The 22,546-nt window shown below is 62.7% G+C and carries 18 protein-coding genes; 9 read left to right on the forward strand and 9 right to left on the reverse strand.

Translation table 11 applies throughout. The features are described from left to right. Positions 1–334 precede the first annotated feature (334 nt). The gene (locus FCL40_RS10360) at positions 335–1,600 is read right to left on the reverse strand and encodes a uracil-xanthine permease family protein (RefSeq protein ID WP_136853225.1); all 1,266 of its coding nucleotides are present in this window, start codon (positions 1,598–1,600) and stop codon (positions 335–337) included. Positions 1,601–1,734: 134 nt separating this feature from the next. Next, a complete protein-coding gene (gene upp, locus FCL40_RS10365; protein ID WP_136853226.1) occupies positions 1,735–2,361 on the reverse strand; it encodes a uracil phosphoribosyltransferase in 627 nt (208 codons plus the stop codon). 259 nt (positions 2,362–2,620) lie between these two features. Here upp and purM point away from each other — a divergent pair, with 259 nt between their 5' ends. From purM to FCL40_RS10400, 7 genes are all read left to right on the forward strand, one after another. Continuing rightward, positions 2,621–3,658, forward strand: coding sequence for a phosphoribosylformylglycinamidine cyclo-ligase (gene purM, locus FCL40_RS10370; protein WP_136853227.1), 1,038 nt, complete (start codon positions 2,621–2,623; stop codon positions 3,656–3,658). 1 nt (position 3,659) lies between these two features. Next, positions 3,660–4,310 carry a phosphoribosylglycinamide formyltransferase gene (gene purN, locus FCL40_RS10375; RefSeq protein WP_136853228.1) on the forward strand — a complete coding sequence of 217 codons (651 nt, stop codon included), beginning with the start codon at positions 3,660–3,662 and terminating at the stop codon, positions 4,308–4,310. A gap of 8 nt (positions 4,311–4,318) precedes the next feature. Then, the gene (locus FCL40_RS10380) at positions 4,319–5,077 is read left to right on the forward strand and encodes an HAD-IIA family hydrolase (protein ID WP_136853229.1); all 759 of its coding nucleotides are present in this window, start codon (positions 4,319–4,321) and stop codon (positions 5,075–5,077) included. A gap of 181 nt (positions 5,078–5,258) precedes the next feature. Further along, positions 5,259–6,848, forward strand: a complete 1,590-nt coding sequence (locus FCL40_RS10385; RefSeq protein WP_136853230.1) for a M28 family metallopeptidase — start codon at positions 5,259–5,261, stop codon at positions 6,846–6,848. 47 nt (positions 6,849–6,895) lie between these two features. Continuing rightward, positions 6,896–7,636 carry a sporulation protein gene (locus tag FCL40_RS10390; protein WP_136853231.1) on the forward strand — a complete coding sequence of 247 codons (741 nt, stop codon included), beginning with the start codon at positions 6,896–6,898 and terminating at the stop codon, positions 7,634–7,636. Positions 7,637–7,772: 136 nt separating this feature from the next. Next, the gene (asnB, locus tag FCL40_RS10395; protein ID WP_136853232.1) at positions 7,773–9,437 is read left to right on the forward strand and encodes an asparagine synthase B; all 1,665 of its coding nucleotides are present in this window, start codon (positions 7,773–7,775) and stop codon (positions 9,435–9,437) included. A 235-nt stretch (positions 9,438–9,672) separates the two neighbouring features. Beyond that, entirely contained in the window at positions 9,673–11,193 is a 1,521-nt protein-coding gene (locus FCL40_RS10400) for an EAL domain-containing protein (RefSeq protein WP_136853233.1), read from the forward strand. Between the two features lie 82 nt (positions 11,194–11,275). Here FCL40_RS10400 and FCL40_RS10405 read toward each other — a convergent pair whose 3' ends face one another. The 4 genes from FCL40_RS10405 to FCL40_RS10420 form a co-directional block, all read right to left on the reverse strand. Further along, on the reverse strand, positions 11,276–12,460 hold the full coding sequence (locus FCL40_RS10405) for an alginate export family protein (RefSeq protein WP_136853234.1): 1,185 nt from the start codon (positions 12,458–12,460) through the stop codon (positions 11,276–11,278). 64 nt (positions 12,461–12,524) lie between these two features. Further along, positions 12,525–12,908 carry a nitrate reductase cytochrome c-type subunit gene (locus tag FCL40_RS10410; protein WP_169307075.1) on the reverse strand — a complete coding sequence of 128 codons (384 nt, stop codon included), beginning with the start codon at positions 12,906–12,908 and terminating at the stop codon, positions 12,525–12,527. Between the two features lie 44 nt (positions 12,909–12,952). Continuing rightward, on the reverse strand, positions 12,953–15,436 hold the full coding sequence (gene napA, locus FCL40_RS10415) for a nitrate reductase catalytic subunit NapA (protein ID WP_136853236.1): 2,484 nt from the start codon (positions 15,434–15,436) through the stop codon (positions 12,953–12,955). 17 nt (positions 15,437–15,453) lie between these two features. Then, the gene (locus FCL40_RS10420) at positions 15,454–15,699 is read right to left on the reverse strand and encodes a chaperone NapD (RefSeq protein WP_169307076.1); all 246 of its coding nucleotides are present in this window, start codon (positions 15,697–15,699) and stop codon (positions 15,454–15,456) included. 489 nt (positions 15,700–16,188) lie between these two features. Here FCL40_RS10420 and FCL40_RS10425 point away from each other — a divergent pair, with 489 nt between their 5' ends. Then, entirely contained in the window at positions 16,189–17,775 is a 1,587-nt protein-coding gene (locus FCL40_RS10425; RefSeq protein ID WP_136853238.1) for an EAL domain-containing protein, read from the forward strand. 7 nt (positions 17,776–17,782) lie between these two features. Then, the gene (locus tag FCL40_RS10430) at positions 17,783–18,208 is read left to right on the forward strand and encodes a DUF3010 family protein (RefSeq protein WP_136853239.1); all 426 of its coding nucleotides are present in this window, start codon (positions 17,783–17,785) and stop codon (positions 18,206–18,208) included. A 46-nt stretch (positions 18,209–18,254) separates the two neighbouring features. On the opposite strand, the gene FCL40_RS10435 is transcribed toward FCL40_RS10430, so the two are convergent. The 3 genes from FCL40_RS10435 to FCL40_RS10445 all read right to left on the reverse strand — a co-directional run bounded on the left by FCL40_RS10435 (position 18,255) and on the right by FCL40_RS10445 (position 22,258). Continuing rightward, the gene (locus tag FCL40_RS10435; RefSeq protein WP_136853240.1) at positions 18,255–19,571 is read right to left on the reverse strand and encodes a DUF3943 domain-containing protein; all 1,317 of its coding nucleotides are present in this window, start codon (positions 19,569–19,571) and stop codon (positions 18,255–18,257) included. A 234-nt stretch (positions 19,572–19,805) separates the two neighbouring features. Further along, complete coding sequence (locus tag FCL40_RS10440) at positions 19,806–20,768, reverse strand: phospholipase A (protein WP_136853241.1); 963 nt, start codon at positions 20,766–20,768, stop codon at positions 19,806–19,808. Positions 20,769–20,878: 110 nt separating this feature from the next. After that, a complete protein-coding gene (locus FCL40_RS10445; protein WP_136853242.1) occupies positions 20,879–22,258 on the reverse strand; it encodes a methyl-accepting chemotaxis protein in 1,380 nt (459 codons plus the stop codon). Positions 22,259–22,546: the final 288 nt, after the last annotated feature.

A 22,546-nucleotide genomic window follows, 5' to 3' on the forward strand; every position in this document is an offset into this window, starting at 1 on the left:
GCCAGAGTGTATCACAGGGGGCGCGGCATTGTATGGTCCCCTGCGGGGACGAACAGAGCGGCCCGGGTTTTCCGCTGCTGCTGAGCCATCGCCCCCGGGAGGCCGTCGCTCCCGCCAGGAAGAACGACGACCAGGAAACCCGGGAATCCCCGGAGTAAGGCCGGATCAAGCAGCCCCTCCAGCTGCCCAAGGAACAGTTGCAGGAGGCCAAGGAGCAGTTGGCACAGCTCGAGGCCAAGGAGATGGATCCGGACGCCAGGAAGTGGAAGGCCGAAGGCAGGGCATAAAAAAAGAGGACTCAATGAGTCCTCTCTTCCCCCAGGATTGAAGCCAGTTAGGCCTCATCCTCCTCGTGGCCGAAGTTCTTCGGCAGCAGCAGGTTGAGCAGAATCGCCACCACCGCGCACAGGGCGATCCCCTGCAGAGTGAACTCGCCCATCTTGATGGTCATACCGCCGATGCCGAACACCAGGGTGACCGCCACGATCACCAGGTTGCGGGGCTCGGCCACATCCACCTTGTTGTTGATCATCGAGCTCATCCCCACTGCGGCGATGGAACCGAACAGCAGGATCATGATGCCGCCCATCACCACGGTGGGCACCGTGGCCAGGATGGCACCGAACTTACCCACCATGGCCAGCAGGATGGCACTGACCGCCGCCCAGGTCATCACCTTGGGATCGTAGTTACGGGTCAGCATTACCGCCCCGGTCACCTCGGAGTAGGTGGTGTTTGGCGGTCCACCCAGGCCGGCGGCGGCCATGGTGGCCACGCCATCCCCCAGCAAGGTGCGATGCAAGCCAGGCTTCTTCACGTAGTTACGGCCGGTCACGTTACTGATCGCCAGCATGTCACCGATGTGCTCCACCGCCGGGGCGATGGCCACCGGGATCAGGAACAGGATCGCCTCCCAGTGGAAGCTGGGGGTGGTGAACTCGGGGATGGCGAACCAGGGCGCCGCGGCCACACCGCTGAAATCGATGATGCCGGCAAACCAGGAGAGGCCGTAACCGACCACTACCGCCGACAGAATCGGCAGCAGGCGCAGCATCCCCTTGCCCATCACCGCCACCACCAGGGCTGTGATCAGGGTCGGCAGGGCGATGGAGAGGGCCAACCCGGTCTCATAGGCCTGGTTATCCCCCTGCATCCCCAGGGCCATGTTCACCGCCACCGGCGCCAGGGTCAGGCCGATCACCATGATCACCGGTCCCACTACCACCGGCGGCAGCAGCCGGTTGATCGCTTCCATGCCTCCGGCCCGGGCCACCTGGGAGAGCACCACGTACACCAGACCGGCGGCCATCAGTCCCCCCATGGTGGCGGAGATGCCCCACTGAGTCACCCCGTAGGAGATGGGGGCGATAAAAGCGAAGGAGGAGGCCAGGAACACCGGCACCTGACGCTTGGTCACCAGCTGGAACAGCAGGGTGCCGACACCCGCGGTAAACAGGGCCACGTTGACGTTCAGACCGGTAAGAAGGGGAACCAGAACCAGGGCACCGAAGGCCACGAAAAGCATCTGGGTACCGGCGACCACCTGTCGCCAGGTCGCCGGAACTGGTACAGCTCCGGCGCTAACAGCTTGCTGCTGCATGTTAACCTCATTGTTATTTATCGTAGTTATGTGATCGGCCTCTGGGGACCGATGTAGGGTTGGAAGCGTGGACACCCGTCCTCCCGGCTTCCACGGGATTCAAAAAAACGGCGCCGATGGCGCCGTTTCCGAAATCACTTGGTTCCGAAGATCTTGTCTCCGGCGTCACCCAGTCCCGGGAGGATGTAGCCCTTTTCGTTGAGACGCTCATCCACGGAGGCGGTGAACAGCTCGATATCGGGGTGGGACTCCTCCAGCGCCTTCAGGCCCTCGGGGGCGGCAACCAGGACCAGCACCTTGATGTTGGTGCAGCCGCGCTTCTTCAGCAGGTCCAGGGTGGCGATCATGGAGCCGCCGGTGGCCAGCATGGGATCCACCACCAGGGCGATACGCTCATCGATGTTGGATACCAGCTTCTCGAAATAGGGAACCGGCTCCAGGGTCTCTTCGTCGCGGTAGATCCCCACAACGGACACCTTGGCGGCAGGGATGTGCTCCAGCACGCCATCCATCATCCCCAGGCCGGCACGCAGGATCGGCACCACGGTCACTTTCTTGCCCTTGATCTGGTTGACGGTGATGGGGCCGTTCCAACCCTCTATCTCCACAGACTCGGTTTCAAAATCGGAGGTCGCTTCATAGGTCAACAGAGCGGCTACCTCTTTGGCCAGCTCACGGAAGCGCTTAGTGCTGACATCAGCCTCACGCATCAAGCCCAGTTTATGTTGAATCAGCGGGTGCTTGACCTCAGTGACTTTCATCTTATTCTCCGAATGGTAGGCTACAGGTAAACAGCGGAATCATAGCGTGAACCGCCCTCGCTTGAAAGCGAGTGCGCTGCCAGAAGCGCCGCGACGCGAGACAGATCACAGCCGCAGGGTTCGATCGAAGGTTTTTCATTCGTTTTGCCGCCCCGGGACGCAGAGGCTGAGAAAAACTTGGGTGCACCGTGTGCAGCTGGTAAAATGCGCGCCAGAACATCAACACTATAAAAACCCCTACAAAAACAACGAGGCCTCTGTGAACAAAGCCGATTCCCTCAGCTACAAAGACGCCGGTGTCGACATCGATGCCGGTAACGCCCTGGTAGACAACATCAAGTCTGCGGTAAAGCGCACCCACCGCCCGGAAGTGCGCGGCGGCCTGGGCGGCTTCGGCGCCCTGTGCTCCCTGCCCGAGAAGTATAAGAAGCCCCTGCTGGTCTCCGGCACCGACGGCGTCGGCACCAAGCTGCGCCTGGCCATGGACTACAACGGCCATGGTACCGTGGGCATCGATCTGGTGGCCATGTGCGTCAACGACCTGATCGTCCAGGGCGCCGAGCCCCTGTTCTTCCTGGATTACTACGCCACCGGCAAGCTGTCCGTCGACACCGCCACCCAGGTGGTGTCCGGCATTGCCGACGGCTGTGAACAGGCCGGCTGCGCCCTGATCGGCGGCGAGACCGCCGAGATGCCCGGCATGTACGAGGGTGAGGACTACGACCTGGCCGGCTTCTGTGTCGGCGTGGTGGAGGAGTCACAAGTGATCGACGGCAGCAAGGTGGCTCCCGGCGATGCCCTGATCGCCCTGGGCTCCAGCGGCCCCCACTCCAACGGCTACTCGCTGATCCGCAAGGTGCTGGAGCGGGTGGAACACCCCGAACAGCAGACCATCGGCGGTCAGCCGCTGATCCCGACCCTGCTGGCCCCCACCCGCATCTACGTCAAGCCGGTGCTGAAACTGCTGGAGCAGCACGGCGTCCACGCCATCTCCCACATCACCGGTGGCGGCTTCTGGGAAAACATTCCCCGGGTACTGCCGGCGGATGCCCAGGCGGTGATCGATGACGCCTCCTGGCAGTGGCCGGAAGTGTTCAACTGGCTGCAGCGGGTCGGCAACATCGACAAGCACGAGATGTACCGCACCTTCAACTGCGGCGTGGGCCTGGTGATCGCCCTGCCCCAGTCCGAGGTGGAGGCGGCACTGGCCCTGCTGAAGGCCGAGGGTGAAAACGCCTGGCTGCTGGGCCGAATCGAGGCCCGCGCCGAGGATCAGCCCCAGGTGGTGATCGCGTAAGATGGCACAACAGACCCGAATCGCCGTTGTCATCTCCGGCAGCGGCAGCAACCTGCAGGCGATCATCGACGCCTGCGCAGACGGGGGGATCCCGGGCCGTATCGTCGGCGTCATCAGCAACAGGGGCGAGGCCTTCGGCCTCACCCGCGCCGCCGACGCCGGCATTCCCGCCATCACCCTGAGCGCGGAAAAGGGGGAAAGCCGGGAATCCTACGATGCCCGGCTGGCTGCCCAGTTGGACGCGCTGGAGACGGATCTGGTGGTGCTGGCCGGCTTTATGCGGATCTTGAGTCCCGCCCTGGTGCAGAAGTTTGCCGGACGGATGCTCAATATCCACCCCTCCCTGCTGCCCAAGTACACCGGCCTCGACACCCACCGGCGGGCGATGGCTGCGGGCGACCGGGAGCATGGCTGCTCGGTGCATTTCGTCACCGAGGAGCTCGATGGCGGACCGGTGATTCTCCAGGCCAAGGTGCCCATCTTCGCCGATGACAGCATCGAGGCCCTGACCCAGAGGGTGCACACCCAGGAGCACCGCATCTATCCTTTGGTGGTGAAATGGTTTTGCGAAGGGCGCCTGACGATGACCGAACAGGCAGCCCTGCTGGACGGAGAACGGCTGCCCCTGCAGGGGTACGCCAACGAGGAGTAGGCCACGCCATGGCGACCGGGTTAAAGAGCGTTATCTGTGACATTGACGGCGTGCTGATGCACGACAACCAGCCGATCCCCGGCGCCGACCGCTTCATCAAGCGGCTGCAGGAGCAGGGGAACCCGCTGGTGCTGCTCACCAACAACCCGGCCCAGACCGCCAGGGACCTGGCCAACCGGCTGGGGAATTCCGGCATCCATCTGCCGGATTCCGCGTTCTACACCTCCGCCATGGCCACCGCCCACTTCCTGCGCCACCAGTCTGGCAACAAGGCCTATGTGATCGGCGAAGGCGCTCTGACCCACGAACTGTACCAGGCGGGCTTCACCATCACCGACATCGATCCCGATTTCGTGGTGGTGGGCGAGACCCGCTCCTTCAACTGGGACATGATTCACCGGGCCGCCAGCTTCGTCGCCAACGGCGCCCGCTTCATTGCCACCAACCCGGATACCCATGGCCCAGCCTACAGCCCGGCCTGCTCGGCCCTGTGCGCCCCCATCGAGCGGATCACCGGCAAGAGCCCCTTCTATGTGGGGAAACCCTCCTCCTGGATCGTCCGCAGCGCCCTGGATCACCTGGGCAGCCACTCCGGCGACACGGTGATCATCGGTGACAACATGAACACCGACATCAGGGCCGGGGTTCAGGCGGGCCTGGAGAGCATCCTGGTGCTCTCCGGAGTCACCGGCATCGAGGAACTGGATAGACACCCCTTCCGCCCAAGCCACATCTTCCCCTGCGTGGCGGAGATCGACGTGCTCTGACGGCGGCGCCAGCCTAATCAGGGTGGCCGGCGGCCACCCTTTTTTTCACCGGTCCCCTCCCAATGGCCAAACAGAATTCCTTACAAATCATCCTTGTCGCTCCGGGCCACTGAGGCGATGATAGAACCCGACCAAGTAACTGAACGGCAGATTCAGTCGAACACAGAAAGAAGGACGACCCATGAGATTACTCCCACTGGCACCGGCGCTGATGCTGCTCGGCGCCTGCAGCCAGATCTCCAGTCAAGCTGGCGGCATCGACGAGTCCCGCTTCAGGGCCGACATCAAAGAGCTCTCCTCCGACCGCTACCTGGGGCGGTTGCCCACCACCCAGGGGGAGACCCTGACCCTGGCCTACCTGGAGCGGCAGTTCCGCGCCATGGGCCTGGAGCCCGGCAACGGCGACTCCTACCTGCAGCCCGTGCCCATGGTCACCTACACCGCCGAGCCCGGAGCCCGGCTCAGCCTGGGCGGCGAGTCCCTCTCCCTGCCGGAGCAGGCAGTGCTCACCAGCTTTCGCAGCGCCCCCGAGCAACGGCTGAGCGACAGCCAGGTGGTGTTTGTCGGCTACGGCATCGACGCTCCGGAGTATGGCTGGAACGACTACCAGGGACTGGATGTCACCGGAAAGACAGTGCTGATCCTGGTGAACGATCCCGGCTTTGCCAGCGGCGACCCCGACCATTTCAAGGGCAGCACCATGACCTACTACGGCCGCTGGGACTACAAGTTTGCCGAAGCCGGGCGCAAGGGCGCCGCCGCCGCCCTGATCATCCACGATACCGAACCCGCCTCCTACCCCTGGTCGGTGGTGGCCAACAGCTGGACCGGACCGCAACTGGATCTGGCCGACAGCCGCGACCCTCACCCCGCCCTGGAGGGGTGGGTGCGGAAGGAGGTGGCCGAAGCTCTGCTGGCCAAGGAGGGCAAAAGTCTGGAGGCACTGATGGCCCAAGCGGCACTCCGCCCCGGCAACCTGCCCCTTAGCGCCCGTGCCGAGGCCAGCCTCAAACAAAGGGTGGAGCACGCCACCAGTCACAACGTGGTGGCCAAGCTCACCGGCGCCAGCCGCCCCGGCGAGGTGGTCAGCTACACCGCCCACTGGGACCACATCGGTGCCGATGGCGACGCCATCTACAACGGCGCCCTGGATAACGCCACCGGCGTCGCCGGCATCCTGGAGATCGCCCGCCAGTTCGCCGCCGCCCCCAAGCCACCGGCCCGCACCGTGCAGTTTATCGCCGTCACCGGTGAGGAGCAGGGACTGCTGGGTTCACGCTACTACGTGGCCAACCCCACGGAGCCGCTGGCGAGCACCGTCGGGGTGTTCAACCTGGACTCCACCAACGTCTACGGGGCGGTCAGGGAGTTCACCGTGGTGGGGCTGGGCCAGTCCCAGCTGGACGATTACCTGGGCAAAGCCGCCGCCGGTCAACAGCGGGTACTGGCCTCCGAACATCACCCTGAGGCCGGCGGCTTCTTCCGCTCCGACCATTTCTCCTTCGTCAAGGAGGGGGTACCGGCGGTGTTCGCCGGCGGCGGCACCACCCCCAAGAGCGACGCCCTGGCGCGCTACCGGGAGTCGATGCGCCAGGAGATGAAGGGCTGCTACCACAACACCTGTGACATCTACCGGGAGCATTGGAACCTGTCCGGTGCCCTGGAGGACATCGAGGTGTTCTACCGGGCTGGCAACGCCCTGGCCAACAGCGACCACCGGCCCGGTTTTAAACGGGGCAGTGAGTTCTACTCTCTGCGCCCCGCCAGTTAACCCCGGCCGCCACTGAGTGGCGGCCCCCCTAGAGATGAGGAAAACCCATGCTGAAGAAACTGCTGGCGTCTGTCGGAATCGGCGCCGCCAAGGTGGATACCCAGCTGCATCAGGAGGTGCTGATGCCCGGCCAGCCCTTCTCCGCCACCATAGTGATCCAGGGGGGCGAGGTGGATCAGGCGATCTCGGGCCTGACCCTGACCCTGGTGACCGAAGCCAAGGCCGAGGTGGATGACGCCACCGTCTACCAGCCCGTCGCCCTGGACAGCTGGCGCCTGAGCGAGACCATGACCATCGAAGCGGGCCAGACCTATGAGCTGCCCTTCGAAGGGGTACTGCACCCGGAGACCCCCATCACCACCCTCGGCGGACGCCGCAACCAGAGCAAGGTGTGGCTGCAGACCGGACTGGAGGTGGATCTGGCGGTGGACCCGTCGGATCGCGACATGCTGGCGGTGGCCCCCACCCCGGCAATGGAAACCCTGGTGGCGGCCATGGAGCAGGCGGGCTATCGGCTGCACAAGGCGGACGTCGAACGTGGCCACCTCAACGGCGCCGGTTTCAGCTCCCAAAGCGGTGCCTACCAGGAGCTGGAGTTCATCCCCGCCGGCATCAGCCTGTTTGGCGTGCGCGAAGTGGAGGTTTCCTTCGTGCCTCAGGGGGGGCGAATGAACGCCCTGATCGAGGTAGACCGCGCCTTCCGCGGCGACAGCTACAAGAGCCTGAGTTGGGATGACGGCACCGACCTGCCCACCCTGCTGGCGCAGCTGAAGCGGGCGCTCGGTTAACCCCTTTGCGGCCGCGCCGGCAGGCGCGGTCGATTATCAATTCATTTACACCGACTATACATGCAGTTGGCAAACGCGCCAAAGAGTGGCAATGTGGTCTGAATCTGCCCCAAGATTTAGACGGAGTGAACCAACCATGTGCAGTATCTTTGGTATCCTGGATCTGAAAACGCCAGCCTCCGAACTGCGTACCCTGGCCCTCGGCCAGTCGAAGAAGATGCGCCACCGGGGCCCGGACTGGTCCGGGATCTACTGTGATGACAAGGCGATCCTGGTGCATGAGCGTCTGGCCATCGTCGACATCGACAACGGCGCCCAGCCCCTCTACAGCAAGGAGGGTGACCTGGTGCTCGCCGTCAACGGCGAGATCTACAACCACCGTGAACTGCGTCAGGAGCTGGAGGGTGAGTATGAGTTTCTCACCGGTTCCGACTGTGAGGTGATCCTCGCCCTCTACCGCAAGTACGGTGAACAGTTCCTCGACCGTCTCAACGGCATCTTCGCCTTCGTCCTGTGGGACAAGGCCAGGGAGCGCTACCTCATCGGCCGTGACCACATCGGCATCATCCCCCTCTATACCGGTTTCGACGCCTCCGGCAACTTCTACGTGGCCTCGGAGATGAAGGCCCTGGTGCCCCAATGCCGCCAGATCGAGGAGTTCCTGCCGGGGCGCTACCAGGCCAGCTGGCAGGGGGAGCCGGTCACCTACTATGTGCGCGATTGGCAGCAGTATGCCGAGGTGGCCGGCAACGGCGCCGACAGCGCCACCCTGCGCCAGGGGCTGGAGGAGGCGGTCAAGCGCCAGCTGATGTCCGACGTACCCTACGGGGTGCTGCTCTCCGGCGGCCTGGACTCCTCCATCACCTCTGCCCTGGCCAAGAAGTTCGCCGCCAGACGCATCGAGGAGGATGAGGCCAGCCCCGCCTGGTGGCCCCAGCTGCACTCCTTTGCCGTCGGCCTGGAGGGCTCCCCCGATCTGGCCGCCGCCGCCGAGGTGGCCGCCCACATCGGCACGGTACACCACCAGGTCACCTTCACCATTCAGGAGGGGATCGACGCCCTGACCGACGTCATCTACCACCTGGAAACCTACGACGTCACCACCATCCGCGCCTCCACCCCAATGTATTTGATGGCTCGCAAGATCAAGGCGATGGGTATCAAGATGGTGCTTTCCGGCGAAGGCGCCGACGAACTGTTCGGCGGCTATCTCTACTTCCATAAAGCCCCCAGTGCCCAGGCATTCCACGAGGAGCTGGTGCGCAAGATCCACAAGCTGCACCAGTTTGACTGCCTGCGGGCCAACAAGGCGATGGCCGCCTGGGGCATCGAAGCCCGGGTGCCCTTCCTGGACAAGGAGTTTGCGGATGTGGCGATGCGGCTCAACCCCGCCGCCAAGACCATCACCGACGGCCGCATCGAGAAGCAGATCCTGCGGGAGGCGTTTGCCCACTACCTGCCGGAATCGGTGGCCTGGCGCCAGAAGGAGCAGTTCAGTGACGGCGTAGGCTACTCCTGGATCGACACCCTGAAGGCGCACGCCGACTGCCAGGTCAGTGATCAGGAGCTGGCCAACGCCCATTTCCGCTTCCCGGTGAACACCCCGGACACCAAGGAAGCCTACTTCTACCGCACCCTGTTTGAGCAGCACTTCCCCGGCGAAGCCTGCGCCCGCTGCGTCCCCGGCGGCAAGTCGGTGGCCTGCTCGACGCCACAAGCCCTGGCCTGGGACGAGAGCTTTTCCGCCATGGCCGATCCCTCGGGCCGGGCCGTGGCCAACGTACATAAAGACGCTTACTAGTCACGTTGGGGGCTTCGGCCCCCTTTTTTTCAGCGTTGATGATCCCGCTCGCTTTTTGCCCTCCCTCTGCGAACAACTCAAAATTTTTAATAATCTAAATATCAGCCCTTTGCTCTAAAAGTCGGGGGAACCGCCCCGATCGCCCGCCCCACTGCGGTTTAAAGCCAACCCGGTTTTTGTTACATTCTGGTCACTTTTCAGGGGCTCACCCGTCAGTGCCAGGGCCAGGAAGATAATGATTCAAATACGATGGCAGCTCGGACGCTACCTTCGCCACGGATGGCAGTGGTTCATTCTGATTCAGCTCGCCTGCCTGCTCGGTGTCCTGCTGGCCGGGGGGCTGGCCCTGAGCCAGCGCCTGGATGACCGGGTCGACGCCGTGGTCGACACCACCGAGAATTACCTCAGCAGCGGCATCGAGGCCCTGGCCCGGTTGGGGCAGACGCTGGATCCCGGCGTCTGCGACGCCACCACCGAGTTCCGCCTGACCGAGGCTGCCATCCACTCCGAGGTGTTCGACCACTTCGCCTACCTCAGCGATGAGGGGGGCTACTGCCGCAGTGCCACCAACCCGCTCTACCCGATTCAGGTGGGGCAGCTGATGTCACGCCACCCCGGCCCACTGTGGCTCGCCTTCGATGACAGCACCCTGACCCCCTACCAGCTGTTTGTGCAGCAGATGGCCCCGGGACACTACCTGGTGGGGATGGCCAAGTCCGCCCACCTGCTGGAAAAGCTGCTCTCCTCCCGGGACCGCGACTTCATCGGCCAGATGAGCATTCGGGTGGATGGCCGGCTGTTCTATGCCCAGGACCGCCTCGACAGCGTTCCCTGGCTGAGCCTGCAGCGCACCCGCAGCCTGGAGCGGGTCAGCGCCCAGGTGGTCGGCCTGCCCCTGTGCGACAGCCATTGGCGCCGCTGGTTGAGCTACAGCCTGCCCCTCTCCCTGGCCCTGGGACTGGTGCTGCCGGCCCTGATCATCCGCCACCACAGCCACAAGGGGGTGCTGGTGGACGATCTCACCACCGCCCTCAAGCGGGGTGAGATTGCGCCGGTGTTTCAGCCCATCGTCGATGGCGGCAGCGGCCGGGTACGGGGATTCGAGATGATGGCCCGATGGCACCACCCCAACCTGGGACAGATCACCCCGGATACCTTTATTCCCATCATGGAGCGCCATGGCCTGCTCGACAGCCTGCTCACCTCGCTGGCGGATCAGGCCCGTGGCAAGTTGCCCGACGCCACCTACCTGAGCATCAACCTCTCCGGCGAGCAACTGACCCACGGGCTGCGCGACCCGATCAGCTTCCTGCTGGAGATCTGCCATCGTCTGCGGATCGGCGCCGACCGGCTGATGGTGGAGATCACCGAGCGACAGGCCCTGGATTACGACTGCCCGCAGTTGCAGGAGACCCTGGCCCTGTTGCGCCACACCGGTTTCAAGCTGGCCTTCGACGACTTCGGCACCGGCTACAACGGCATCGCCTGCCTGCGCACCTTCTCGCCGGACGTGATCAAGATCGACAAGAGCTACGTGCAGACGATCAACGGTGAGGCGATCCAGAGGCCGGTGCTGGAGGCCATCATCCAGCTGTCCAGACAGATGGGTGTCGAGGTGATCGCCGAAGGGGTGGAGACCGAGGCACAGCGCCGGTTCCTGCTGGATCGGGGTGTCACCAGCATGCAGGGCTACCTGTTTGGCAGGCCGGCCCGCTGGCATGACAGCTGCCCCCTGCCGCAACCGGCCATCGCCTGACGCCGGCCTCGGGGCAACATAAAAAAAGGAGGACTCATTCGAGTCCTCCTTCCGTTTGTGCTCCATGACAGGGACAGGATGTTTAGAAGCTGGCGCTGGCCCATACCCACAGCTTGTCGGTGTCCACCTTGATGTCACCGGCGTCGTAGATGGCGTACTTCACCCCCAGGGTGTAGTGCTTGGCCACCTTGGTGGTGTAGCTCAGATCGATTTCGCTGCCGAAATCATCGGCGGCGACACTCTCGTCGGCGCTGAAGTCGTGGTAGATGGCGGCGAACTTGCCACCCAGGGCCTTGCCGGATACGCCGGCGTACAGGTCAACCAGACCGGCATCTGGGGTCCCCAGGAACTGGTCGGCCCAACCGTTGAACTTGTGCAGAGTCGCCAGAGGGGTGGCGAAGCCATACTGGCCGCCGTCGGAACCCAGCACCTCGTAGCCCAGCTTGGCAGTCACGCCGCCGAAGGTGGCAGCCCCCTCGATCAGGTAGTAGTCGGCGTCGAAGTCGCCGGCCTTGTTTTCCTGAGTGGCGTACTCCAGCTGGTATTTAACTGGGGTGTTGGCCAGCTTGGCGCCACCGGCGAAGCGCACGCCGTAGGTGTCGATGCCGTTGCTGGTGTCGTTGTCTTCTTCCAGCAGGTAGGCGTAGGCGGTCAACTTGCCCAGGGCGGTGGTGTAGCCCAGGTTCACCAGGTGGTCCTTGGAATCCACGTCGCGCTCGTCGGCGAAGATGCGGTTGCGCTGGTTGATGTAGACGTAGTTCAGGGACAGGTCCTTGGCCGGGGTCAGCAACAGGTTGACCGCGTCGAAGGTCTGGCGGTCCTGACGCCAACCCACGTGGCCAACGAAACGGTGGTTGTCCAGGGTCACCACCTGACGGCCCAGGGTGCCCTTGAACATGCCGCGCTGGTAGCGCAGCAACGCCTGATCCAGCTCGGTGGTGTTGGGATCGGCAATCACCGAGTAATCGGGCTTGTTGCCAATCTTGTCGTTGTAATCGTTGATGCCGAAGGCGTCGCGGGAGTCTTCGAACTCGACCAGGGCGGAAAAGCCTTGGTAGGCGGCGGTCTCCAGGGTCAGGCGGGTGCGCAGGGTCAGGGCATCGGCATCTTTCTTATTGTTGTCCTGGCTGACATTTTCGTAGCGCAGACGGGCGTCCAGCTTGACGGAGCCTTCGGCAACCGCATCGGCGATGGAGGCGGGCTCGGCGGCCACGGCGGCAGAGGAAAGGGCCAGGGCAGTTACGGTGGCCAGGTAGCGTAGTTTCATTGTCGTCTCCTGTTTTGACAAGGTGCGGGGCGGTGGGCCGCCCCGTCTTTATTATTTTTGGGTGTTACTGGTTGGCGAGAGTGCCAACGTTATCGGCCTGAGGCAGGTGGCAGGCACGGCACTGATACAGCTGGCCCTTCACCTTGCCATTGTCGGTATGGCTGACTGGCAGGGTCTGCTTGTTGGGCTTGTGGCAGCTCATGCAGCCGTTGCGCTTCAGGGTGATCGGGTAGGTCGCCTTGTGGGGGATCAGCGGCGGCTGGCCGGCAAACACCGCCTCCACTACCTGCTTCTTGGGGTAGTTGGCGATGGGCGCGGCGGGCACCTGGGTGTTGACCGCGGCTTCGCCGCGGCGGGACTCGGCGCTGTTCTGCGCCTGTTCGGCGGCGTTCATCTGACATCCGCCCAGCATCAGGGCCGCTGCTACCATAAGAATTTTTGCTTTCATGGGTCTCTCCATCGGGGCCGCTCGGCGGCCCCTTCCCTAATCGGTTAAACCTTGACTACCTGTACCGGACACTTCTTGAAGTCGGTCTCTTTGGACATGGGGTCGGTGGCATCCAGCAGCAGCTTGTTCACCAGCTGACGGGCGTCACAGAAGGGCATAAACACCACCCCTTCCGGCATCTCGTAGCGACCCTTGGTTTCGATGCGGGTACGCACCGCGCCACGGGGGCTGCTGACCATCACCTCGTCGCCCCGCTTGAGACCGCGCTTGGCCGCATCCTGGTCGCTCATGTAGATCTTGGCGTTGGGGTAGGCCTTGTTCAGCTCCTCGACGCGGCCGGTCATGGTGCCGGTGTGCCAGTGCTCCAGCACCCGGCCGGTACACAGCCACAGGTCGTACTGCTCGGTCAGCTCCTCGGCCGGCCCCTCGTAGGGGTTGGCGATGATCATCGCCTTGCCGTCGGGCTTGCCGTAGAACTCGAAACCGCTGCCGGGTTTCACCAGGGGATCCAGGCCCTCTTTGAAGCGCCACAGGGTCTCCTTGCCGTCGATCACCGGCCAGCGCATCCCTTCGCCAAAGTACTGGTCGAACTCGCCCAGGTCGTGCTTGTGACCACGGGTGAAGGCGGCGTACTCCTCGAACAGCCCCTTCTGCAGGTAGAAGCCCAGGGCTTTGGACTCGTCGTTGTACTTACCCTTGCAGTCGGAGACGGGGAACTGGTCCACCACACCGTTACCAAACAGCACATCGAACATGGTCTTGCCGCGGTACTCCGGTTTCTGCGCCAGCAGCTCCTCGGGCCAGACCTCCTCCATCTTGAAGTACTTGGAGAACTCCACTACCTGCAGCACGTCGGACTTGGCCCCGGGCACCGGCTTCACCAGCTGATGCCAGTACTGGCCACGGCGCTCGGCGTTGCCGTAGGCCCCCTCCTTCTCCACCCACATGGCGGTGGGCAATACCAGGTCGGCCATGGAGGCGGTGATGGTCATGTAGGCGTCGGACACTACGATGAAGTTCTCCGGGTTCAGGAACCCGGGCAGCGTCTCCTCATTGATGTTGGGGCCGGCCTGCAGGTTGTTGGTCACCTGGGTCCAGTAACAGTTGAGCTTGCCATCCTTGAGCATGCGGCTCTGCAGTACCGCGTGGTAACCGGGCTTAGCGGGGATGGTGCCCTCAGGCAGGCCCCAGCGCTTCTCGGTGATGTCGCGGTGTGGCTTCTTCATCACCACCATGTCGGCAGGCAGACGGTGGGCAAAGGTGCCCACTTCGCGGGCGGTACCGCAGGCGGAGGGCTGACCGGTCAGGGAGAAGGGACTGTTGCCGGGCTCGGAAATCTTGCCGGTCAGCAGGTGAATGTTGTAGATGGAGTTGTTCACCCACACCCCACGCACGTGCTGGTTGGCACCCATGCACCACATGCTCATCACCTTGCGCTTGGGATCGGCGTAGGCCTTGGCAATGGCCACCAGGGCGTCGGCATCCACCCCGGTCTTCTCGACGGTGTACTCCAGGGTGTAGCTGCTGAGGAACTCGGCGTACTCGTCGAAGCTGATGGGGGTCATCTTCTTGGCGGACTTCTGGTTCTTGGCCGCCTTCTCGCGGGGGTGATCCGGGCGCAGGCCGTAACCGATGTCGGTGGTGGCCATGGCAAACTTGGTGTGCTTGTTGACAAACGCCTTGTTGACCGCACCGTTCTCAATGATGTAGTTGGCGATGTAGTTCAACAGGATCAGGTCGGTCTGAGGCTTGAAGATCAGGCCGTTGTCGGCGATGTCGAAACAGCGGTTGCGGTAGGTGGAGATGGCGTGGATCTGGGCGCCGGGGTGGCCCAGGCGGCGATCGGTGACCCGGTTCCACAGGACGGGGTGGGCCTCGGCGGCATTGGAACCCCACATGACGAAGTCGTCGGCGTGGTCGATGTCATCGTAGCAGCCCATGGGCTCATCGATGCCGAAGGCACGCAGGAAGCCGACGACGGCGGAGGCCATACAGTGGCGGGCGTTGGGATCGATGTTGTTGGAGCGGAAGCCGGCCTTCATCATCTTGACTGCGGCATAGCCTTCCCAGACTGTCCACTGGCCGGAGCCGAACATGCCGACGGAGCTCGGTCCCTTCCTCTTCAACGAGGCCTTCCACTTCTCGGCCATGATCTCATAGGCACGATCCCAGGAAACCGGGGTCAACTCGCCGTCTTTGGCGTACTGGCCGCCCTTCATCCGCAACAGAGGCGTGGTCAGGCGGTCCTTGCCATACATGATCTTGGACAGGTAGTAGCCCTTGGCACAGGCCATCCCCTTGTTGACCGGGGAGTCCGGGTTGCCGCGAGTGGCGATCACCTTGTTGTCCTTGGTACCGACCATGATGGAGCACCCCACACCGCAGAAACGGCAGGGGGCCTTGCCCCACTCCAGATCATCCTTGCCCTGGGCCGCATTGACGGTGGACACAGGCAAGATGGCACCTGCGGCGGTGGCGGCGGCCACTGCGGCGTTGGCTTTAATAAACTCGCGTCTGTTCAAGCTCATATCTTCCTCTTGATGTATTAGAGTTGTTCTACCCTGTGATAGGCCAAGGCGGTGTTGAGCACCCCCTCGATGGCGGCTATCGCGTCCATGGCGTCGCTGGTACTCTGCTGACTCTCTCTCTCCAGGGTCACCACCAGCTTGCCGTCATCGGTCTTGGTGTGCAGCTCACAGCCTGGGATCTGGGCCAGGGCGGGAATCACCTCCCCCTCCAGCTCCGCCACGCAGCTCACCACCAATCCGCTTATATGCACCGTGTCACTCAAGGTCTTCACCTGTGTCGTTTGCGCTTCATTGAGGCCGATGGTGTTTTTTTGGCCCCATGCTCACCATACCCCTTAGGTGGTATTCCTTTTGAGATAGGGCAAAGGTCGAAAATTCCAGCACAAAGGGAAAGGTTATTTGCTGGGCGGACCGCCAAAATGCGACCCTGAGCATGAACCACCTTCGTGACAAAGATCCAACATCTCGACTAATAAGAATCGATGTCATTTGCCGGGGGCGAGTCATCCCGACGCCGGCCCAGCGCCCGCCACGACGGCATTGAAGGCGCGTCGACCGGCCGGGGCCGGGCTCGCCGATGAGTTCCCCCTGCAGCGACCTTGGGTTAAAGGGAGGGGAAAGGCGCAGGGAAGGTGTCACTCAGCGCCGTTCGAAAATCGCTCAAATCACTGTATCTAAGCAATTTTTTTGGGCCAAATCTGTGGTAAGTTGACCCTCATCTTCCAAGGGCAACCAGGGATGCCGACCGTTTTATGGGTAAACTCAGATGGCAGCTAGGACGCTTTTTCAGGCTGGGGTGGCGCTACCTCTCCCTATGCCTGTTGGTGGGGGTTCTCTTTAGCCTCTCCCTGAGCCTGATGACCCATAGCAACACCATCAACTCCAGGCTGTCACTGGGGCTCTCCCTGTTCGAGGCCTACTACAGCCACAGTGAATCGGAACTGCGCCAACTGGCCAGCCGTATCCCCTGGGGGGTCTGCGATGCCAGCTCGGAACTGGAGTTGAAACGGGAAGCCGAGCGTTCCCATTACTTCGATTATCTGGCCACCCTGAGTGATCAGGAGGGGTTCTGCCGGGACGAGGATCTGATCATCGCCCCCTACAGCGCCTTCGATATGCTCACCGAGGGGGAGGGACCGGTATGGATGAAGAACGACAGCCATCATCTCCAGTCTTATCAGATGATGGCGCTCCACCTGGGCGGAAGCCGTTACCTGTTCGGCATTACCAAAAGCCGGCGGATGATGGCGCTGCTGTTCCCCGAGCCCGAACTGATGGACAATGCCCGCATCACCCTGAAATACAAACAACAGGTGATTGTTACCCTGGGTGACGAAACACAGAGTTGGCTGACACAAAACTACCACAGCGAGCAGGGCCCACTCTCCATCAGCCTGACGTTGGCCCCCGAGCACCTGTTGATCTCCCTAAAACGGGATCTCTCTCTGGGGCTGCCCCTGACCCTGGTGTTCTCGGTGCTGGTGACCATGCTGCTGCTCTATTGGCGCAGTGACCACGGCCTGCACCCGGAGGACCTGCTGGACACCTTCAGCAACCGGGAGATCTACCCGGTGTTCCAACCCATAGTGGATGGCCGCGACCACCGCATCCTGGGTCACGAGATGCTGGCCCGCTGGCACCACCCCCAGCTGGGCAGTGTCCCCCCGGACGAGTTCATCCCGATGCTGGAATCCCACCATCAGCTGGATCGGCTGCTGTATGAGCTGGCGCCCCAGTGCCAATACCAGCCCGCCGAACACGGATACCTGAGCATCAACCTGGCCGGTCAGCAGTTGCTGTCGAAGAAGCGCAACCTGGGCGACTTCCTGGAGCACCTGAGCCGGCAGATCGGCATCGAACCCTGGCAGATGGTGGTGGAGATCACCGAACGCGAGGTCCTGGACTTCCACTCCCGCCTCTTCCAGCGCACCCTGTATGACATCCGCCAGCGTGGCTTCAAGGTGGCCATCGATGACTTCGGCACCGGTCACAATGGCCTGGCCAGCCTCAAGGTGTTCCAGCCGGACTACCTGAAGGTGGATCGCAGCTTTATCCAGGCGATCAACCATCGCGGGGATCCCCAGCCGGTGCTGGACTCCATCCTGCAGCTGGCCCAGCGCCTGGGGATCGAGGTGATTGCCGAGGGGGTGGAGACCGAGGCGCAGCGCCACTACCTGCTGGCTCGTGGCATCAACCGCATGCAGGGCTTCCTGTTTGCCCGCCCCGGCCCCCTGCACATTTCTTCCCCAAAGAGGGAGACCGGCCGCCAATCCCCCTCCCGCAGCGGCGAGGAATCCACTATACTGGCCGCCGATCTAACCATCACCGGGGATACCTGAGGAATCGATGAGAATCTGCGCCGTAGAACTGAAGAGCAACGAAGCCATTATCTGCATCCTGGCTCTGGAAAACGGGTTGTTTAACGTACCCGACTGCCGGGCCCGCAAGCTGACCCTGACCGACATCCACAGTGCCAAGGCACTGAGCGCGTTCCAGGGCGAGTTTGCCAAGCTGCTGAACGATTACCAGGTGAGCAAGGTGGTGATTCGCGAACGCCCCACCAAGGGCAAATTCGCCGGCAGCGCCGCCGGTTTCAAGATGGAGGCGGCAATGCAGCTGATCGAAGGCTTCAGTGCCGAGGTGGTCACCAACACCGCCATCAAGGAGAGCCTGAAGCGCACCCCCCTGGAGGTCAGCCCCAAGGATGTGGGACTCAAGCAGTTCCAGGAGGGCGCCTTCACCACCGGCTTTGCCTACCTGAACGCCAAGTAACGGAAAGCCCGGCACTGCCGGGCTTTCTTCTCTTCGGTGATACCACCTAGCGCTCACCACCGCCGAAGCGGTAGATCAGCTGGATCTCGGCCAGGGTGTCTGTGGTGGAGAAGCGGGTACTGTGGAAGGCCCGCCACTGCCCCTGCAGCGCCCAGTTGCGATGCCAGCGCCAATGCAGCCCGGCCCCGCCGTTGACCTGGAAGGTTTTCCTGTCCCTGTCCTGGTCCCTGAGGGTCTCGCCTATGCCACCGGTAATAAAGGGCCTGAGATCACCCTCCCCCAGCCAGTAGTACTGGGCATCCAGGCTGTAGTTCTCATAGGTGAGCAGCTTGCCACTGCCCTTCTCATCCAGATCGCCACGGATGTAGCTGAGGCGGGTGGAGAAAGCTGGGGTAAAGTAGAGCCCCAGGGTCATCACCGTTGCCGCTCCGCCTTCAACCCCCCAGTTGCTGTCCGGCGCCACCCAGCTGGTGCCGATGCTCAGGCCCACCAGGCCGGTATCGATCGGGTCATCACTGGGGATCTGACCGGTCCTGGGGGGCCTCCGGGCTCCCTCACCGCCACCGAAGCTGTAACGAAGATGAAGTTGTAACTGGGTGTCGCTGTCGCCGTTGCTCATGGGGACCTCGTTCAGGGTCATGTAACCGGTGCCCGCTTTCACCACCTGCCGACCCATCAGGTTGTTGATGCCGCGACCGATGCCATCGACCGGATCGAGGAAAAACAGGGCGGTGCTGCCCAGGGTCCCGGATCCCCAGACACGGCCACCCCTGGCCCAGATCTGCTGCTCCTTGTGGAAGGCCCACTCGCCGTACACCCACCCCAGCACCGGGGTCACCACCAGGTCCTGGATCGAGGGCACCTCGGCGAAGGCCTCCAGGCCATACTCCCAGTAGAAGGTGGACATCAGCAAGGAGTAGAGGAAGGCATCCCACTGGCGGTAGCCGGACTTGCGTGCCACCTGATAGTAGACGCCACCGAAATAGGGGTGGCCGATGTAGTTGATGTGCCAGGCATCCCTGTCCCACACCGGCCCCTCCGAGACGTTGTCCCACCACTTCGACAGCAGCAGGTCATCGCTGGTTTCCCAGTTGGAGAGATCTTCAGGCATCAGGGCGATCACCCCGGCGACACCGACCCCGTAAGCCATCACCGACTTGGTCTGGGACCACAGCCGGGTCTTGTCCTCGCCATGGGGAGCGCTGAACAGGGAGACGGCAAAGGGATCCTCATCCCCCCCCTTGTCCACAGACAACTCCTCCCAGCGACTGTTGGTGATGGGAGCGCGCGCCACCTCCTCCTGAGCCACCGCCCCGGCAGACAGCAGCAGCGCCAGCGCCAGCGCCACGCCGCAAAGTCTCATCCCCTCCCCTCCCTGGTAAAAAAGAAGCTGATTATATTGGTCTTGTCAGTACGCGAGCTGAACGGCACGCCAGTTCCGCGCCCCGGCGTTCGACGACCGGCGCTAGGCTTGGGTCCACCCGGCTCCTCCTCCACTGAGGACCGGATAGTGCATTGAGTATACGCCCCGAAGGCCCCTTGCAATAGGCAACCTGCCTAACTATCAGGGAGATAGGCGGGTTCTACGGCCCTTGGCTTACAGCAGGGGGGTCATCTCCAGGCCGATACCGATGCGGTTGCTGCGAACGTCGTAGTCGATCAGGCTTTCGCCATAGCCGTAGAAGTACTGCACATAGCCGCGCACCTTGTTTCCCAGGGGAAAGCTCCAACCCAGCTCCATGGCGCCGCGGTTGTCGTCAAGGTCCAGGTTGTTGCGCAGCAGGCCACTGAAGGTGTGCTCATGGTACTTGTAGACTACCCCCATCTCGCCGTAACCCAGGTAATCAAGGATATCCGGGTTGTCATCGCCCTGGGTATCCTCGGGAGAGTGCTTGCTCTCCTCCGGCAGGCGGTACCAGGCCCGCGCCAACACCGTCCAATCCCCCCTCTCCAGCACCAGCGAACCGATGATGCGGTTCCAGGAACGGCTCTTGGCACCATTCTGGCCGTTGGACTGATGGTTGATCCCCACCGCCCACAGCGGCAGTTGCCACTCCCCCAGCCGCCAGTCGACGCGCTGAACCCAGAACAGCTCCGGCTCGTGGTTAGTTTCCCTGAAGGGAGCCGAGTGGTCGGTATTGAACGCCTGCCACCAGCTCTTGTTGGTGTAGGCGAAGAACAGCCGGCCGCGCTCGTCCAGCAGCGGCACCGTCAGTGGCAGCTTGAAGCTGAACTGAAACTTCATCTCCGCCCGCTGCAGCGGCAGCTCATCGGGATCGAACGGCGCCTGGTTGGGGGTGTGATTGTAGCTGAACGGCAACATGTAGTTGTTGCGGTGGGCGGTCAGGCTGAAATCGGAGGCATGGCTGATCTGCTCCTCGGCGATGCGGTGATCCAGGGCGGTGTCGTGCAGCTCCCGCGTCGGGGTCAGCGTCTCCTGGCAGAGGGTCCTGAGCTCCGCCACGGTCACCCCGGCCCCCGCCTGTTTGAGCGCCTTGAGCAGACAGCTGTCCATCTCGGTCATCTGCGGCGCCGCCGCCAGCATCAGCAGGGTCAACATGACAGCTCCTTAACCAATTCCGTTGATTGGCGGCTATGGTAGCAGATGACCCTGCCGTCGACATGCACGAAAAAGCCGGCGCAAGGCCGGCTTTTCCCCAGGGGGAGACTTCAGGCCTTGAGGTCCTTCACCAGCCCCTCGATGACCGACGCCTGTTGGGCGATGCGCTCCACGTTGGAGGCGCTGTCACGGATCATCCCCACCACTTCGTGGGACTGGGCCCTGACCCGCTCGAGACTGGCGGCAATCTCCGCGGCGACGCTGCCCTGCTGGGTGGCCGCCGCAGCGATCTCGGCGCTGCGATCGGATATGGTGGCGTTGAGGCCGCTGATCTGCTCGATCTCTCCGTGAACATCGGCCATCAGGCTTTGGCTGTGCTGGGCGTTGCTGACGGTGCTCTCGGTGACCTGCAGCAACCCCTTGCTGTGCCCTTGCAGCCCTTCGACCATTCCCTGAATCTCCACGGTCGCCTGCTGGGTGCGGCTGGCCAGGGTGCGCACCTCATCGGCCACCACCGCGAAGCCTCGCCCCTGCTCGCCGGCGCGGGCCGCCTCGATGGCGGCATTGAGCGCCAGCAAATTGGTCTGTTCACTGATGGCATTGATGGTAGTCAGCACCTTGCCAATGTCGATGGTGCTGGCGTCCAGGGCGCTGACTGCCTGCTGTGCCTGGCCGATCTCCTGTGCCAGGCCGGCAATGGCGGTCCGGGTCTGATCCACCTTCTGCTGCCCCTGGCTGGAGGCCTGGGCGGCATCCTGGGTCAGGGCGGAGGAGTCCTCAGAGTGGGCGGCCACCTCGCGGATGGAGGCTTCCATCTCCACGCTGGCTCCGGCCAGGCCATCGATCTGTGACTGCTGATCTTCCGCCAACACCTCCGACTGCTGGCTCATGGCCGCCAGTTCGTTGCCGATGCGGGTCAGCAGCGACGCGGCATTTCTCATCTCCAGCACCAGCTGTTGCTCCCGCTCGGTCACCTTGTCGATGGTGATGGCCAGCAGGCTGAACTCATCACGCACCGGGAAATAGTTGAGACGCTGAACCAGGTCTCCGTCGGCCAGGTTGTTGAGGGCTTTGTAGGTACTGAACATGGCGCCGCCGATAAAGGTCATCACGTAGTAGCCGGTCATCAGGCTGATCAGGATCAGCAGGCCAAACAGTCCCCACTGCCACCCGGCGATGGCGTCGAGCAGGCTGGGCCGGGCATCGGCCACGACCCGGTAATCGCTGCCCCGAGCTTCGATCCGCAGCCCGCTTCCGGCCAGCAGGTCCCGAGCTTCGTCCGCGGTCACCGAGTTAACATCCAGCAACCTGGAAACCAGTTGCTGTTGCTGCCCGCTCTCCAGTTTCTGTGACTGGCCGGCTTGATGGATCAGGGTAGTGGCAACAAACAGGAGGGTAATCAGGGGAAGCAGGAACAGCAGGTAAAATTTTTCTCTCAAAGTCAGGTGGATAAGCCATTTATCGACCCAACGGAAGGCAACTTCTTTCATTCCGACCACTCTCAGAATTCGGGTAAGAAACAGACCAGCAAGAGGTACAGATGTGTACATACCGATCCCCTAAAACCCTGCCAGTATAAACTTTCGCTGTTACAAGAAAAGCCCGGCCTGTATCTAAAATTATTTCTTTGTTGTATTTCAGTTACTTTACTGATGAATTCCTCCTGCCCTGGCGAGCCGAATGGCACCGGTATTACTCGGAGCGCACATAGAAACCACTCTATTTTTCAGACTCTTTACCGACCAGTCCACCGGTTGGGTTTGGGCGCCATTGTCACC

Origin of the sequence: Ferrimonas sediminicola (assembly GCF_005116715.1) — a bacterium.
In the GTDB taxonomy this organism is placed as follows: domain Bacteria; phylum Pseudomonadota; class Gammaproteobacteria; order Enterobacterales; family Shewanellaceae; genus Ferrimonas; species Ferrimonas sediminicola.